15 protein-coding genes are annotated in these 14,808 nt (G+C 42.0%); 9 read left to right on the top strand and 6 right to left on the bottom strand.

Going from position 1 to position 14,808, the window contains the following annotated elements; translation table 11 throughout:
• A partial coding sequence (locus tag K1X56_07225; GenBank protein MBX7094492.1) for a potassium channel family protein occupies nucleotides 1–1,684 on the top strand: 1,684 nt, incomplete at its 5' end.
• Here the strand turns inward: K1X56_07225 and K1X56_07230 are convergent.
• Nucleotides 1,685–2,341, bottom strand: a complete 657-nt coding sequence (locus K1X56_07230; protein MBX7094493.1) for a YdcF family protein — start codon at nucleotides 2,339–2,341, stop codon at nucleotides 1,685–1,687.
• A gap of 42 nt (nucleotides 2,342–2,383) precedes the next feature.
• Between K1X56_07230 and K1X56_07235 the strand changes: the two genes are divergently transcribed.
• The 6 genes from K1X56_07235 to K1X56_07260 all read left to right on the top strand — a co-directional run bounded on the left by K1X56_07235 (nucleotide 2,384) and on the right by K1X56_07260 (nucleotide 7,662).
• On the top strand, nucleotides 2,384–2,962 hold the full coding sequence (locus tag K1X56_07235; GenBank protein ID MBX7094494.1) for a DNA-3-methyladenine glycosylase: 579 nt from the start codon (nucleotides 2,384–2,386) through the stop codon (nucleotides 2,960–2,962).
• 77 nt (nucleotides 2,963–3,039) lie between these two features.
• Nucleotides 3,040–3,771: a bifunctional demethylmenaquinone methyltransferase/2-methoxy-6-polyprenyl-1,4-benzoquinol methylase UbiE gene (gene ubiE, locus K1X56_07240; GenBank protein ID MBX7094495.1), complete on the top strand. Its 732-nt coding sequence runs from the start codon at nucleotides 3,040–3,042 to the stop codon at nucleotides 3,769–3,771.
• Nucleotides 3,772–3,782: 11 nt separating this feature from the next.
• Nucleotides 3,783–4,559 (top strand): outer membrane beta-barrel protein, encoded by a 777-nt coding sequence (locus K1X56_07245; GenBank protein MBX7094496.1) that lies wholly within the window; start codon nucleotides 3,783–3,785, stop codon nucleotides 4,557–4,559.
• Between the two features lie 5 nt (nucleotides 4,560–4,564).
• Nucleotides 4,565–6,118: an FAD-binding protein gene (locus K1X56_07250; GenBank protein ID MBX7094497.1), complete on the top strand. Its 1,554-nt coding sequence runs from the start codon at nucleotides 4,565–4,567 to the stop codon at nucleotides 6,116–6,118.
• A 22-nt stretch (nucleotides 6,119–6,140) separates the two neighbouring features.
• Complete coding sequence (locus K1X56_07255; GenBank protein ID MBX7094498.1) at nucleotides 6,141–7,082, top strand: CPBP family intramembrane metalloprotease; 942 nt, start codon at nucleotides 6,141–6,143, stop codon at nucleotides 7,080–7,082.
• A gap of 133 nt (nucleotides 7,083–7,215) precedes the next feature.
• Nucleotides 7,216–7,662, top strand: a complete 447-nt coding sequence (locus tag K1X56_07260) for an Hsp20/alpha crystallin family protein (GenBank protein MBX7094499.1) — start codon at nucleotides 7,216–7,218, stop codon at nucleotides 7,660–7,662.
• A 25-nt stretch (nucleotides 7,663–7,687) separates the two neighbouring features.
• On the opposite strand, the gene mnmD is transcribed toward K1X56_07260, so the two are convergent.
• Entirely contained in the window at nucleotides 7,688–8,356 is a 669-nt protein-coding gene (gene mnmD / locus K1X56_07265) for a tRNA (5-methylaminomethyl-2-thiouridine)(34)-methyltransferase MnmD (protein MBX7094500.1), read from the bottom strand.
• Between the two features lie 352 nt (nucleotides 8,357–8,708).
• On the opposite strand from mnmD, the gene K1X56_07270 reads away from it, so the two are divergent.
• A complete protein-coding gene (locus K1X56_07270) occupies nucleotides 8,709–9,143 on the top strand; it encodes a YbjN domain-containing protein (GenBank protein ID MBX7094501.1) in 435 nt (144 codons plus the stop codon).
• A 105-nt stretch (nucleotides 9,144–9,248) separates the two neighbouring features.
• A complete protein-coding gene (locus tag K1X56_07275; protein ID MBX7094502.1) occupies nucleotides 9,249–11,459 on the top strand; it encodes a carbohydrate binding family 9 domain-containing protein in 2,211 nt (736 codons plus the stop codon).
• A gap of 11 nt (nucleotides 11,460–11,470) precedes the next feature.
• Here the strand turns inward: K1X56_07275 and K1X56_07280 are convergent, their stop codons facing one another.
• The 4 genes from K1X56_07280 to K1X56_07295 form a co-directional block, all read right to left on the bottom strand.
• On the bottom strand, nucleotides 11,471–12,460 hold the full coding sequence (locus K1X56_07280; protein MBX7094503.1) for an SDR family oxidoreductase: 990 nt from the start codon (nucleotides 12,458–12,460) through the stop codon (nucleotides 11,471–11,473).
• A 14-nt stretch (nucleotides 12,461–12,474) separates the two neighbouring features.
• Nucleotides 12,475–14,016 (bottom strand): ribonuclease Y, encoded by a 1,542-nt coding sequence (rny, locus tag K1X56_07285; protein ID MBX7094504.1) that lies wholly within the window; start codon nucleotides 14,014–14,016, stop codon nucleotides 12,475–12,477.
• Between the two features lie 69 nt (nucleotides 14,017–14,085).
• A complete protein-coding gene (locus tag K1X56_07290; protein ID MBX7094505.1) occupies nucleotides 14,086–14,370 on the bottom strand; it encodes a cell division protein ZapA in 285 nt (94 codons plus the stop codon).
• A gap of 8 nt (nucleotides 14,371–14,378) precedes the next feature.
• A complete protein-coding gene (locus tag K1X56_07295) occupies nucleotides 14,379–14,711 on the bottom strand; it encodes a hypothetical protein (GenBank protein MBX7094506.1) in 333 nt (110 codons plus the stop codon).
• Nucleotides 14,712–14,808: the final 97 nt, after the last annotated feature.

Genomic DNA, 14,808 nt, shown 5'->3' on the forward strand with positions numbered 1-14,808 from the left:
GGTAATCGATACGATGGCAAGGATATATCACTCTTTTACGATTGAAATTACGGATCAGGCTTTTGTTTCCGGCGAATTTCAGTATAAGCAAACCGCAATAGTTCATTTTCTGAATCGCAATCAGAAAATTATTGATACTGAAAAATACGGAGTAGCCGACACCAATCTGCTCTATCAAACGCTGCACGACGAGGGAATTTTGGATCTCAGCAATTGTTACGTAAAAAATTTCTCGCTTAACGACTACCGCTCCCGCTTCGATATCGGTAAGCTGGATGTGGTGCACATTAAATCGTTTTCTGCCATCAATACCTTTTTCGACAGCGAGGACATCAGCGATTTTTCGCATGCCGAATTTGATGGTGTTTCGGCGGATTTTGTGAACACCCACTTTGCCAATGGAGCAGTTTCCTTCTATAAATCGAAATTTCACGATATAGATGTCGATTTCTCGAATGTGAATTTCGGAATGGAAAACGTGAATTTCCAGTTTACTTCATTTGGGAAAGGCAACATCAGTTTTGAAAATACCGTTTTTGGGGATGGAGATGTTTCTTTTGTGAATACCTCATTTGGAGAAGGGAAAGTCAACTTTAAGAATGCAGATTTCGGACTGGGGAATGTCGATTTCCACTTTGCGCGATTTGGAAAGGGAGATATCAGTTTTGACAAAGCCAATTTCGGTGGAAAAAAAATCGATTTCAGGAGAGTGGAATTTGGCGAGGGAAAACTGGAATTTACGCGGACTTATTTTGGCGACGGAGAAATTTCATTTGAAGAAAGTGAAGGCGGTAAAGGACGGAAATCGTTTAAAAAAGCCATTTTCGGAAATGCGAATGTATCGTTTGAACTTTGTCATTTCGACGAAGAACTGAATTTTGAAAACGCCGAATTTGCCGGTGGAAAAATCAATTTTTTTAAAGCACAGGTAAAAGGGATTTCTTTTCGGAATTGCCAGTTAAATAACTACCTGGATTTGCGTGTTGACCGTTGTGAAATTCTGGATCTTTCCAATACGATTATCAAAGACATTATCGATTTAAAACCCGGATTTTCGAAGGTTGAAATCAGTACACTTTTATTAGTCGGAGCCCGTAATCTGGGTAAGATTTTTATTGATTGGGAAGAGAATAGTGTTTATCATTTAATAACGAGTCAGGCCGACAGCAGCGCGCTCGAAAAAGCAGAACAGTTCCGCATGCTGAAGGAAGACTTTAATGCGAGTGGTCAGTATAACGACGAAGATGCCGCCTACGTTGAATTCAAACGTTTTGAATTAATGCATTCCAAAGCCGAACGCATTCGTAAACATCCATCGCAAAAGTGGATGATCATTTTTTCTACTCAATTACAAAAACTGCTTTTCGATAAAATGGGATTGTACGCTACCTCTCCCATCCGTGTATTAAGCAGCATGCTCGTTGTGTATTTATTTTTCACCGCTATTTACGCCCTGGTTCCCTATACCGGCTGGGGAGAAATACAAACGGGACTCAGCACTCCGGAGCCGCTCAGTCAGACTATCATTTCATTTTATTTTAGTGCCGTTACTTTCTTCACCATTGGTTATGGCGACTACTTCCCTTATGGTTTATTACGGTGGATTGCCTGCGTGGAAGGATTTGCAGGTGTATTTATGATGGCCTATTTCGTGGTAGCCTTTGTGCGAAAAATGTTACGCTGATTAGTGGAACCAGTAATAGATTTTTTTCATCCATTCATTGTTAAAGGCAATTAATCCTTCTTCCGTTTTCCACCATTCGTATTCCTTGTATTTAATGCTTGGAGCACCCACCAAACAATATTCAATTCCCGAATCTTCCAACTCATTATCGAATACCGATCGCATACGGGATGTGTGGTAGAGCGATGACAATAACATGATTTTTTTTAATCCGTGTTCCTCACAAAAACGATGAATCACTTTCGCTTCTTCGAGTGTAGAAGTGGATTGATTAATCACAATAATATTCTCCTTTGGAATACCTTCTTTTTCCAGGTAAAAAGCCGTGGCCTCTGCCTCGGTCATTTTCGTCCCCACCGCCTCCAAAATAGAAGGCACATTTTCTCCGGTGCAAACAAAATAGCTGGCAAATCCTTCTTTATACATTTTTAAAGCATGCTTACCCCGCTCCAATGAACCTCCTCCCATAATGAAACAATAATCCACTTTTTCCGGTTCATCTGCAGAAATTAAACAAGATGCCATTCCGCGCATAATGGGAAAACGCAGCAAGAATAAGATCACGATTATACCCAGGTAAATACTCCAGCGGATCATTCGTCTGCGATGGAAAAAGTTCCGGATTAGGTCCATCACCCTGGTGGTCCAATTTTTCATTCCGTAAATTTAAGCAATGTGTACGCTTCGTATATTTAAAACATGAAACTGAGCAGCGATTTTTTTATTGACGAAAACGTGGTGGATCTGGCACAACAACTTTTAGGCAAGGTGCTGGTTACCCGAATCGATGGGAAAATTACTTCGGGTATTATTTCAGAAACCGAAGCCTATAACGGAATTTCGGATAAAGCCTCGCATGCCTATGGTGGAAGAAAAACCGCCCGGACTTCAACGATGTATGAAAAAGGAGGAATTTCATATGTGTACCTCTGCTATGGAATTCATCACCTGTTCAATGTGGTTACGGGTCCAAAAAACAATCCGCAGGCCATTTTAATTCGTGCCATTCAGCCACTGGAAGGTAAGGAGGAAATGATGCGGAGGAGAAAATCGAAAAAACTCAGCACCGGTGGACCCGGCACTTTAAGCCAGGCATTGGGAATTGGAATACAACATAATGCCATCTCACTTTGTGGTCCGCTGATTTATATCCGGGATGAAAACATCCGTGTATCTCCTTCTTCCATTGCTATTGGTCCACGCATCGGGGTTGATTATGCCGGAGAAGATGCATTGCTCCCGTATCGCTTTTTATTGACGAAAGATTATACGCATTAGTCAACAAGAGGGCATTTCGCTTGTTTTATCCTAGCTAAATCGCACGAAAAGGTTAATTTTGCAATTCACTTCAATTCATGGGTACACAGGTTAAGCCGTATAATCAGAGTCAGGGTAAAAAGGAGCAGGTTGCTCAAATGTTTAACAACATATCCGGCAAATATGATTTTTTAAATCATTTCCTCAGCATGGGTATCGATCACCTCTGGAGAAGAAGGGCGATTGGTATGTTGCGTAAAGAACAACCAAAAGAAATGCTCGATATTGCCACCGGTACCGGTGATTTTGCCATTGCAGCCTTAAAACTGAATCCGAAAAAAGTGACCGGCATAGATATTTCCGTAGGCATGCTGGAAAAAGGCCGTGAAAAAATGAAGAAGAAGGGCTACGACGACCGTATTGAAATGCTGGAAGGCGATTCGGAAAATCTTCCATTTGCAGATGCTTCGTTTGATGCCATTACAGTTGGATTTGGCGTACGTAATTTCGAAAATCTGGAAAAGGGATTAGGCGAAATGCTCCGCGTTTTGCGTCCCGGTAAAACCGCCATCATTTTGGAATTTTCCAAGCCGCGTCGTTTTCCCGTTAAACAAAGTTTTAATTTTTATTCGCGCCGTGTTATTCCTTTTATCGGAAGAACCATATCTAAAGATAAAGCGGCCTATACCTATTTACCGGAATCGGTTGCGGCATTTCCGGAGGGACAGGACTTTCTGGATATCCTAAGCAAAGTGGGATACACCGATGTAAAATCCAGAACGGTATCCGGTGGAATTGCCACTATTTATTCGGGCAGAAAAAAATCTTAAGCAACAAAGTCATGATTTTTTCGTTTCTGAATCCGGAGGTACGCAATTGCATGAATGAGCATCATTTTTGGAAGAAACAAATTATCCTGATTGTATTTATTCTTTTTATCCCCTTTTCTATCCGGGCTCAAAAAGAAAAAGTAAACAACCTGCGGAATTTCGATAACAAACCTTATCACTTTGGTTTTATTCTGGCTTACAACTCAGCCAACTTTTATATGGATTTGTACGATGTATTTCCCACATCCGATTCATTGATGAATGTCACCTGCGAAAAACAACCCGGATTTGATTTGGGTCCGCTCGCCTCATTGAATTTCAGCAAAAACATTTCTCTTCGTTTTATACCCGCTATTTCGTTTCAGGACCGCAAGTTGCTTTACGATTATTACAAATACAAAAACGGAAAACTGCAACACGATTACGTAACACGCAGAGTGGAATCTACCTTCATCAATCTTCCGCTCAACCTGAAATTAAGAACCGACCGCGTAAATAATTTCGCTGCTTATGCCGTTTGTGGTTATCAGTTCAGCATCGATATGCAATCGCAAAAAAATGTAAGTAATAGCGGACCTCAAGCCATTGTAAAAATTAAAAACATTGATCAGGCATGGCAAGTAGGTGGCGGACTGGATTTTTTCCTACCCTATTTTAAATTCGGTGTTGAATTAAAATTATCGCATGGTATTCCCAATCTTTTAATTCAGGACGGAACCATGTATTCGTCTCCAATCGACAAACTGCGGAGTAAGACCTGGTTATTGTCGCTCACCTTCGAAGGTTAAATACTGTGGCACGTACCTTACAACTTTCAGTTCTTCCGGAAGACACGCAAGATGATGAGCATTTGCTTCGTGCCATTGTACGCCAAAATGGAATTCCTCAGCATGAAATCGGATCGTTTCATGTGGACCGCAAATCGGTGGATGCGCGAGGAAGAACCGTTAAATTTCAACTAAAAGTTACTGTGTATTCACCCGGTGAAATTCCGGATGAAAAACCTTTTGTATTTGAAGGGAAAAATGTTTCGAATGCAGAACCGGTGCATATTATCGGGGCTGGACCAGCAGGATTATTTGCGGCTTTGCGTTTAATTGAATTAGGTAAAAAACCAATTGTATTTGAACGCGGTAAAAACGTGCGAGATCGCCGCAGAGATTTGGCCGCCATTAACAAAGAGCATTTGGTGAACCCCGAATCGAATTATTGTTTTGGTGAAGGTGGTGCAGGAACCTACTCCGACGGAAAACTGTACACGCGTTCAACCAAACGAGGTGATGTAAACCGTATTCTGCAATTATTGGTTCACCATGGTGCAGGCGAACATATTTTAGCAGAAGCTCATCCGCATATTGGTACGAATAAACTTCCTAACATCATTGTAAAAATCCGCGAAACGATTTTGGCACACGGAGGGGAAGTCCACTTTAACAGCAAACTCACGGATATTATTTTTTCGGGTGATTCGATTCGTCAAATCGAAATCAACAACAATGAAAAACACGATATCAAGTTTTTAATTCTGGCTACGGGTCATTCTGCCCGCGACATTTTTTATTTACTCGACCGCAAAAAAATTCTCATCAAAGAAAAACAATTTGCATTGGGCGTGCGCGCAGAACATCCGCAGGAATTAATTGACCGTATTCAATATCATTGCAAGGTCCGTAATCCCTATTTACCTCCTGCCTCCTATTCACTCGTTGAACAGGTGAAAGGTTTAGGTGTATATTCGTTTTGTATGTGTCCGGGCGGAATCATTGCCCCCTGCGCTACGGGTCCCGAAGAAATTGTCACCAATGGTTGGTCGCCCAGTAAACGCAACAATCCCTTTGCCAATTCCGGAATTGTAGTGAGTGTATCCGATGAAGAACTTGCTCCCTACCGAAAATTCGGTGCATTGGCAGCGCTTAAATTTCAGGAAAGTGTTGAACGGATGTGCTGGTCCACCGCCGGAAAAACCCAAACTGCTCCTGCGCAACGCATGGTTGATTTCAGCAGAAAAAAAATCTCTGCCGATTTGCCCTCATGCTCCTATCAACCCGGTATTGTTTCTACCGATTTACATCAGGTTTTACCACAGGGAATAGCGCAACGTCTTGCACAGGGATTTGAATTGTTTGGTAATAAAATGAGAGGCTATTTTACCAATGATGCTGTATTGGTAGCTCCTGAAAGCAGGACATCTTCCCCCGTTCGCATTCCACGCGATAAGGACAGTCTTCGTCACCCCCAACTCATCAACCTCCTTCCATGCGGAGAAGGGGCCGGATATGCCGGCGGAATCGTTTCTGCGGCCATTGACGGAGAACGCTGTGCGGAGTCCTGCATTTTGAATTCATAGTCGAATAGCGGATATTGCATTCATGATTCGGAAAGATATTTTACAATTCATCGTTATTGCATTTGGACTCGCATGGATTATTGCCTGGCTATTATATGTAACGGGGACAACCTACGGCGGATTATCTTCCCAGATTCTGGTGGCTGTTTATTACATGTGGGCTCCTGCAACGGCTGCTATCCTTGTTCATTCCTTCGGTAAAAAAGAAGCGTTAAAATCCATCGGCTGGAATTATGAATCGCGCACCAATGAATGGTTGTATCTCACACCAATGATTGTTACCGGTACCTATCTTTTATACCTCCTTATTTTATTCCTCGGCGGAAATGTATTTTGCATTGAAGGGTTTGGTCACCTCGATTTTAGCAATACTGCTCTATCCATTAAAATGTGGGAACTCAGCGGGGCGGATCCTTCTACACCGGCAGTTAGTTTACCTTTTCCTGCATGGGGAATGTTTATTGTTACCTTTTTCACGGGATTAATGGCGGGTTCCACCATCAACCTGGTGTTCACCTTTGGTGAAGAATTAGGCTGGCGCGGATTTTTACTTAAGAACATTCAGCATCTCGGCTTTTGGAAAACAACGTTCATTAGTGGAATCATTTGGGGATTATGGCATGCTCCATTGGTGGCTATGGGACATAATTTTCCGGGAACACCCATCTCTGGAATTTTCATTATGACGGCCGGTTGTCTGGCCCTGACTCCCCTGTTTAATTATGCGATGCATAAAAGCGGCAGTATTCTTATTCCCTCCGTGTTACATGCCATCATAAACGGAACCGTTAATGCTACGCAACTTTATTTATACGATAACGATCCGCGTTACACCCACTTTTTAGGATTGGCCGGAATCATCAGTATTTTAATTGTTACTGTGGTCATTTTCCTTTTGGATCGAAACTACATTTCAACATTCAGTTCCTATAATCAGGAAAAATTGTCACAACCCACCGAGTGATAAAGACATTTTTTCATTCTTTGGAATGAGGAACCTGTAAATATTTCCGCTTTTTTCTATTGGCACATCCCTTGCGCAATTCCATTTCAGAGATCGCGAACTCTTGAACGTTAAACATTAAAAAAAAATCACCATGAGCCTGATTAGAAAATACAACAGCTTTCCATTTTTTCCGAGCGTATTCGACGATGAACTTACACGCTCGATGAGCAAATGGCCCGGCACTATGCATTATAGTGCAAGTATTCCCGCAGTGAATATAACAGAAACAGAAAATCAATTTCAGATTGAAGTTGCAGCTCCGGGAATGAACAAAGAAGATTTTAAAGTGGAGCTTGAAAACAACATTCTCACCATTTCTTCAGACAAAGAAGAGAAAAAAGAAGTGAGTGACGAAAAAGGAAAATTCACCCGCAAAGAATTCAGTTATCATTCCTTTACACGTTCCTTTTCCATTCCAGAAAAACTGATTGAACAATCGAAAATCAGCGGTAAATATGAAAATGGAATTCTGCAAATTCTATTGCCGAAAAAGGAACATCAGATTGAAAAACCGAACAAACAAATTCAAATTCAATAAAGAAAAGGGGGCTCAGCCTCCTTTTTTATTTTCTTGCCCGCGTCATTTCCCGTTTACCGGGCGGGCCAGGCAATGTTTCCACTGTAAACCCCGCCGTTTTTAAATTGCGTTTTACTTCGCCTTTTGCGCAATAGGTTACCAATACGCCTCCGGTTTTCATTAGAGAATAAATTTTTTCGAAAATAGAAATGGTCCATAATTCCGGCTGAACACGCGGTGCAAATGCATCATAAAACACAAGATCTGCATTCTCAATTCCAATTATCTCTTCAATTCCTTGGTCCATTTTCTCCAATGAAAAGTATTCGTCCAGTTTCACCGTTTCATTCCATTGGCAGGTGTGAAGCTGTTTAAATTCATCTTCCATTGCTACTTTTTCACCATAGTGCAGTGCGGAAAAAATGCTTTCATTCAATGGAAATTTTTCGCTGCTGCAATAGTGTATTTTCACACGGTGACTGCGTGCAAATTGCCAACTGAGCAATGCATTTAATCCTGTACCAAATCCAATTTCCAAAATAGAAATGGAGGACTGTTGGTGGGAAATAGGTTTTAATCCCGCATCAATAAAAACATGCAGCGATTCGGTAAGTGCTCCGTTTACGGAATGATAGGTTTCATCCTTATCCGGCAGATAAAGTGTCACCGTTCCATCAGCGGTAAGTACCGTTTCAATAGTGGATTGATTTTTCAGAAAAAGGTCGTTTTTACGATGCAACGGTTCAAATTTACCGATAAAAGGAACATGGATAAAAGCAAGGGTTTAAAAGGTGAAATAGGCAACACAACCCTTCGACACAGGCTTACGTTTTAAGAACAAATGGACATTAAAACGATAAGCCATGACTGATAAATCAACCGCCTATGCTTTCCTTGTGATTGGGATTTTCACAATGATCGCGATCTTTGTGTGCTAAGCACGCTCTCTCCTCTATCGATATAGATTCCCGGTTCGATGAATTTTCGACCGGGATTTTTGCTTTTGTGGGATATTAGTTTACATTTATAGGGTTAACAATCAACCACAACCAAAAAAAATTTTAGTTATGTCAATTGAAAACTACTACAACATCGTAGAAAATTGCATCCGCAATCTCGGTGTTGACCCGGCTCTTTGCCGTGGCGAAAATCCCGGACAATGGAGTCTGGTTAAAGGATCTGCAAAAGTGTGGATCGATGTATGGTATATTGAAAGAGAACAACGGGAATACATCCAGGTGATGTGTCCTGTGATGGAAGTTAACACTTCTAATCCACAAGATTTATACAAAGAGCTTTTAGAAATCAACGATAAGTTATTCGGATGTGCATTTACCATTTACAACAATTGGGTATGGTTAAAAGTCATTCGCGAATGTGCAGGTATCGATGAAGCTGAAACTTCTGCAATGATTCTGAGAATCGGAAATTACAGCGATCAGTACGACGATTACCTCATTGGTAAATACAGCACTGCATCTGCAGGTAATCAGGCACCCTGATTATTCCCAACGCATTGAGAAAGCCATTCCCCCCGGAGTGGCTTTTTTTTTACCGCTTATCCAAAAATGAACATTTCTTATTTTCCCTTTGTTATTTTTGTCGACATGAAGTTTCTCCAGGCGATAGGGCTATTTCTTTTGGTACTCACCTCTTATGCACAGGGTGAGAACAATCAGCGCTCTATCCGTGCCACGCATTCGGGAACTAAAATTAAAATCGATGGTGTGCTGAATGATTCCATTTGGCAAAACAGCGAGAAGCAAAGTCAGTTTTACCAACAATACCCCTTCGATTCATCACGTGCCGTTTCCCGCACCGAGGTGATGGTCAGTTTCGATGATGAACACCTTCACATTGCGGCCATTTGTTATGATGATTTACCGGGTGAACACGTCATTCAATCGCTTAAACGCGATTACGATCCCACGCTCAGCGATGGATTTTATGTGTATATCGATCCCTTTTCGGATCAAACCAACGGATTTGTTTTTGGTGTAAATCCGCATGGTGCGCAATTGGAGGGACTTTTACAATATGGCGGTTCCATGGGCATTTCTACGGTTTGGGATAACAAATGGTATTCGGAAGTAAAGCAGTATCCCGAAGAGGGAAAATGGGTGGTAGAAATGGCTATTCCGTTTAACACTCTACGTTATCCGGAAAAAGTTCTGGAATGGAAAATCAATTTTTGTCGCTACGACCTAAAGCGAAACGAAATCTCCGTCTGGTCGCGCGTGCCCCGGAATTTTCCTCCAACATCATTGGCCTTTACCGGAAATCTTCAATGGGAAAAATCGCCCGAAAAAAAGGGTGCAAATATTTCGCTGATTCCTTATCTCATTGGAACAGGATCGCAGGATTATTCCGGAAATAATAAAGCGGAAGGGAAACCCAATGCGGGTATGGATGCAAAAATTGCGGTGAGTTCATCCCTCAACCTCGATCTCACTGTTAATCCCGATTTCGCCCAGGTAGAGGTGGACCGGCAGGTTACCAATCTTTCGCGTTTTAGTTTGTTTTTTCCTGAGCGAAGAAATTTCTTTCTCGAAAATTCCGATTTATTTGAGCGCTTCGGATTCCGACAGATTCGTCCCTTTTTCTCCAGGCGGATTGGTCTTTCCAACGGAAGAGCGGTGCCCATTTTATTCGGTGCACGTTTAAGCGGAAAAATAAACCGCGATTGGCGAATTGGTGTAATGAATATGCAAACCGAGGGCGGATCGCAGGAGGGATTAAATCCGCAGAATTATTCGGTTGCGGCTGTCACTTACCAATTAAAAGGAAGATCTAATCTATCTGCCATTTTAGTGAACCGGCAGGGATTTGAAAAGAACAGTGTGAATTGGTCGGACTACAACCGTATTGCGGGTATCGACTGGAACATTGCTACGGTAGATAATAAATTAATGGGAAAATTATTTTTCCATCATTCCTTTTCGCCCGATCAAAAAGACAATGCCTTTGCGCATGCTTCGTGGTTGCATTATGAAACACCGAAAGTCACCTTTGAATGGAATCACGAATACGTGGGGAATAATTATGCAGCCGAAACCGGATTTGTACCGCACATTGATTTTTACAATCCGAATACCGGCGAAATTGAAAAGCGTTCGTATTTGCGTTTAGAACCCTATGCATCGTATTCGTTTTATCCGAAATCTGCCATCGTTAATAATCATGGTCCAGCCGTGTACATGAGTCAGTATTTCGACGGCACCTACAAACAAAATGAGCGTTTGTTATCCTTTCAATACATTGTCAATTTTCAAAACTCTGCCATTGCCGGTGTAGAAGCGAATAACAATTTTGTGTGGTTGTATTTCGATCAGGACATCACCTTTTCCGATAATACACCTGTGGCTGCGGGTGCTTATACCTTCAATAATTTTTATCTCTATTACAATTCGAACAAACGGAAAAAATTCAGTTTTAATTCGGGACTCGAATACGGTACTTATTATTCGGGTACAAAATTCACTTTAGAAGAAAGCATCAATTTCCGTAAACAACCCTGGGGAATTTTCAGTTTAACGGCCCAATACGATCACATTGTGATGCCTGAAGGATATAAGGATGTTGAGTTATTGTTGTTATCACCGCGGGTGGATTTATCATTTACAAAATCCTTGTTCTTTACCACTTTTGTGCAGATCAATACGCAAATAGAAAATGTAAATATCAATTCCCGTTTACAATGGAGATTTCGTCCGATGTCGGACCTCTACCTGGTTTACACCGAAAACTATAATCCCTACAACATCTCCATTAAAAACAGAGCTCTGGCGGTGAAATTGGTTTGGTGGATTAATGTGTAATAAAGCGAAAACTACAGCGTAGTATTTTTCCATTGATGAACATAAAATTCAGCCGCTTCCTGTAATCCGCGTTCCAAATTATATTCCGGCGCATATCCCAACACTTGTTTTGCTTTATCAATGCTGGCCAGCGAATGTGGAATTTCGCCCACACGTTCCGATTTATAAACCGGAGAAAGATGCGCCACGTCGGGTTGATAGTGTTGTAAAATGCTTTTTAAATTCCCGATTAAATCATTCAGCGTTGTACGTTCGCCATAAGCCACATTAAACACTTCACCGAATGCATTGGACTCCGAAGTAAATGCTGCTTTTTCGTTGGCTTGAATTACGTTTTTGATATAGGTAAAATCGCGCGAGTTATTTCCGTCGCCATAAATCTCGGGCGATTGCTTATTGAGCATTAACTGAATAAATTTCGGAATTGCCGCTGCATAAGCCCCGTTTGGATCCTGGTTTTTTCCGAACACATTAAAATAGCGCAATCCGATTATTTCCATGCCGTACAACTGATGAAAAACACCGGCATATAATTCGTTGACGTATTTGGTAACCGCGTAGGGCGATAATGGTTTTCCGATGTTCTCTTCCACTTTCGGTAATTCTTTGCTATCGCCATAGGTGGATGAACTGGCCGCATAAACAAAACGACGAATCCCTTCGCGATGGGCCGACTGCAACACATTGAGAAATCCACTGACATTAATTTCGTTGGTAGTAAGCGGATCGTTAATGGAACGGGGCACCGAACCAAGTGCAGCCTGGTGAAGAACAATCTCCATTCCTTTCACCGCTCGTTCGCAGGTGGAATAATCGCGGATATCACCGGTGATTAATTCAAATTGCGGATGCGAATAAAAGTCGGCAATATTAGAAGGTTTTCCGGTGAGGAAGTTATCGAGAACACGAACGGAATGTCCTTTAAAAAGAAAATACTCAACCAGATTTGAACCGATAAAACCGGCACCACCTGTGATGAGTATTTTCTTTGAATCAGTCATGAACGACCGAAAATTTATTTTGCGTAGTTAACAGAACGCTTTTCGCGGATAACAGTAATTTTTACTTGTCCGGGATAGGTCATTTCCGTTTGAATTTTCTGAGAAATATCGAATGAAAGTTTGTCTACATCCGTATCGCTCACCTTTTCACTTTCGCAAATCACACGAAGTTCTCTTCCTGCCTGAATTGCGTAAGCACTACTCACTCCGTTATAGGAAAGCGCAAGTTGTTCCAGTTCTTTAATCCGTTTAATGTACGACTCAACAATTTCGCGACGTGCGCCAGGACGAGCACCTGAGATGGCATCGCACACCTGCACAATGGGGGCGTAAAGTGTGGTCATTTCTACCTCATCATGGTGAGCTCCGATAGCGTTGCATACATCCGGTTTTTCACCGAATTTTTCGGCGAGTTTCATACCCAGAATAGCATGTGGTAATTCCGGTTCTTCATCCGGCACTTTCCCGATATCGTGCAGTAATCCGGCACGCTTCGCGATTTTGGGATTGAGTCCGAGTTCCGAAGCCATAATGGCGCACAAATTGGCGACTTCACGGCTGTGTTGTAATAAATTTTGACCGTAAGAAGAACGATACTTCATCCGACCCACCATGCGGATTAATTCAGGATGTAAACCATGAATTCCAAGGTCGATAGTGGTACGTTTTCCGATTTCAATTATTTCTTCATCGAGTTTGTGTTTGGTTTTAGCCACCACTTCCTCAATACGCGCAGGATGGATTCGTCCGTCGCTCACCAATTGGTGCAATGCTAAACGGGCAATTTCGCGGCGAATAGGATCGAAACAGGATAGGATAATGGCTTCCGGCGTATCATCCACAATAATCTCAACTCCGGTTGCTGCTTCCAGCGCACGGATATTTCTTCCTTCGCGGCCGATAATTCTTCCTTTCAATTCATCATTTTCGATATTGAAAACAGAAACTGCATTTTCTACTGCTTGTTCGGTAGCAACGCGCTGAATGGTTTGAATTACGATACGTTTCGCTTCTTTGTTTGCGGTTAATTTGGCTTCATCCATGATTTCTTTCACGTGAGCCATTGCATTGGTGCGTGCTTCAGCTTTGAGTGCTTCAACCAATTGCGCTTTCGCCTCTTCTTTGCTGTAACCGGAAATTTTCTCGAGTTCTGATACTTGTTTCTGATGTGCTTTATCGAGTTCTTCCTGACGCTTTTTAATTTTTTCGTTTTGAGCATTCAATTGCTCGCGCTGATTGAGAATATCCTTTTCGGTGCGGGTAACGTCTTCCATTTTTCTGGAGAGTTCCTTTTCCTTACTTTTAATTCGGTCTTCAGCACTTTGAATTTTGCGATCGCGCTCGATCACCGCTTTTTCATGTTCTTCTTTGAGTTGAAGAAACTTTTCTTTGGCCTGGAGGATTTTGTCTTTCTTGATGTTCTCGCCTTCTTTTTCTGCTTCGCGGATTAATTCCTGACGTTTGTTTTTCATAACGCCATTTAGAATAACCCACACCAGAATTCCGCCGAGAACCAGTCCTGCTCCGATACCAATCATTAAACTCACTGGTTCCATTTGTGTATATAAAATTTTAGTTCAACAAAGGCTGATCATTCACCTTCGAAGCAGAACACGTGCAGAAAATCAGAGACGCTCCAGATAAGCATCGAGCATGCGATTCACCTCCTGCAATTCGCTTTGGTCGGCAGGAACATTCTCCCCCTTTTTATTGCGCAATTGTGTAGCGAGCTGAAGAGCGGTCATGGCTAAAAGATCCTGAATATCTTTTACTGCGTAATTCTCCTGAAGCATACGAATGTTATCGTTGACTTCCTGCGCAGCCGCACGAATCAATTCCTCTTCTCCCGGATTCACCGAAAGTGGATAGGTCCGTGTACCGATTTGGACTTTTATGGAGATTTCGCTCATAGTGACCTTTACTTGCTCAATAACGTAATACAGTTATCGATTTCCCGCATGAGTTCATTGATCTTCGTTTTCATCTCGACCGATTTCTCGTCCGACCGGTTCAATGATTCAGCGTTTTTTAGCACTTCCAGATTTTGAGATAAACGCGCGATTTCGGATTGGCGCTGGTCGAGTTCGGTATGAAGCTGGCGAATAAATTGCTGCAACTGTTCGCGCTCGGACTCCAATGCGGAAAGCCTGCCCTGCATTTGGCCGGCAGTTACTTTCAGTTGTTCACAATGGTTGATGAGATTTTCAACCTTTGTTTTAACCGAAGTACCCAAATCACCTGATCCTGTCATCGTTAGTAACTCCTAATCGGGAGTGCAGATACAAAGTTAACAAAGGGTAGCAATAAGCCCAACTTTTTTAGGTCTTTCCTGTGGAAATCTTAAGCAG

This window comes from Flavobacteriales bacterium, assembly GCA_019694795.1.
Lineage (GTDB): Bacteria > Bacteroidota > Bacteroidia > Flavobacteriales_D > UBA2798 > UBA2798.

What these genes read in the sequence shown, in the direction of transcription:
- K1X56_07230 (MBX7094493.1), bottom strand. Translation starts at nt 2,341, where the DNA reads ATGAAAAATTGGACCACCAGGGTGATGGACCTAATCCGGAACTTTTTC.
- K1X56_07235 (MBX7094494.1), top strand. Translation starts at nt 2,384, where the DNA reads ATGAAACTGAGCAGCGATTTTTTTATTGACGAAAACGTGGTGGATCTG.
- ubiE (MBX7094495.1), top strand. Translation starts at nt 3,040, where the DNA reads ATGGGTACACAGGTTAAGCCGTATAATCAGAGTCAGGGTAAAAAGGAG.
- K1X56_07245 (MBX7094496.1), top strand. Translation starts at nt 3,783, where the DNA reads ATGATTTTTTCGTTTCTGAATCCGGAGGTACGCAATTGCATGAATGAG.
- K1X56_07255 (MBX7094498.1), top strand. Translation starts at nt 6,141, where the DNA reads ATGATTCGGAAAGATATTTTACAATTCATCGTTATTGCATTTGGACTC.
- K1X56_07260 (MBX7094499.1), top strand. Translation starts at nt 7,216, where the DNA reads ATGAGCCTGATTAGAAAATACAACAGCTTTCCATTTTTTCCGAGCGTA.
- K1X56_07270 (MBX7094501.1), top strand. Translation starts at nt 8,709, where the DNA reads ATGTCAATTGAAAACTACTACAACATCGTAGAAAATTGCATCCGCAAT.
- K1X56_07275 (MBX7094502.1), top strand. Translation starts at nt 9,249, where the DNA reads ATGAAGTTTCTCCAGGCGATAGGGCTATTTCTTTTGGTACTCACCTCT.
- K1X56_07280 (MBX7094503.1), bottom strand. Translation starts at nt 12,460, where the DNA reads ATGACTGATTCAAAGAAAATACTCATCACAGGTGGTGCCGGTTTTATC.
- rny (MBX7094504.1), bottom strand. Translation starts at nt 14,016, where the DNA reads ATGGAACCAGTGAGTTTAATGATTGGTATCGGAGCAGGACTGGTTCTC.
- K1X56_07290 (MBX7094505.1), bottom strand. Translation starts at nt 14,370, where the DNA reads ATGAGCGAAATCTCCATAAAAGTCCAAATCGGTACACGGACCTATCCA.
- K1X56_07295 (MBX7094506.1), bottom strand. Translation starts at nt 14,711, where the DNA reads ATGACAGGATCAGGTGATTTGGGTACTTCGGTTAAAACAAAGGTTGAA.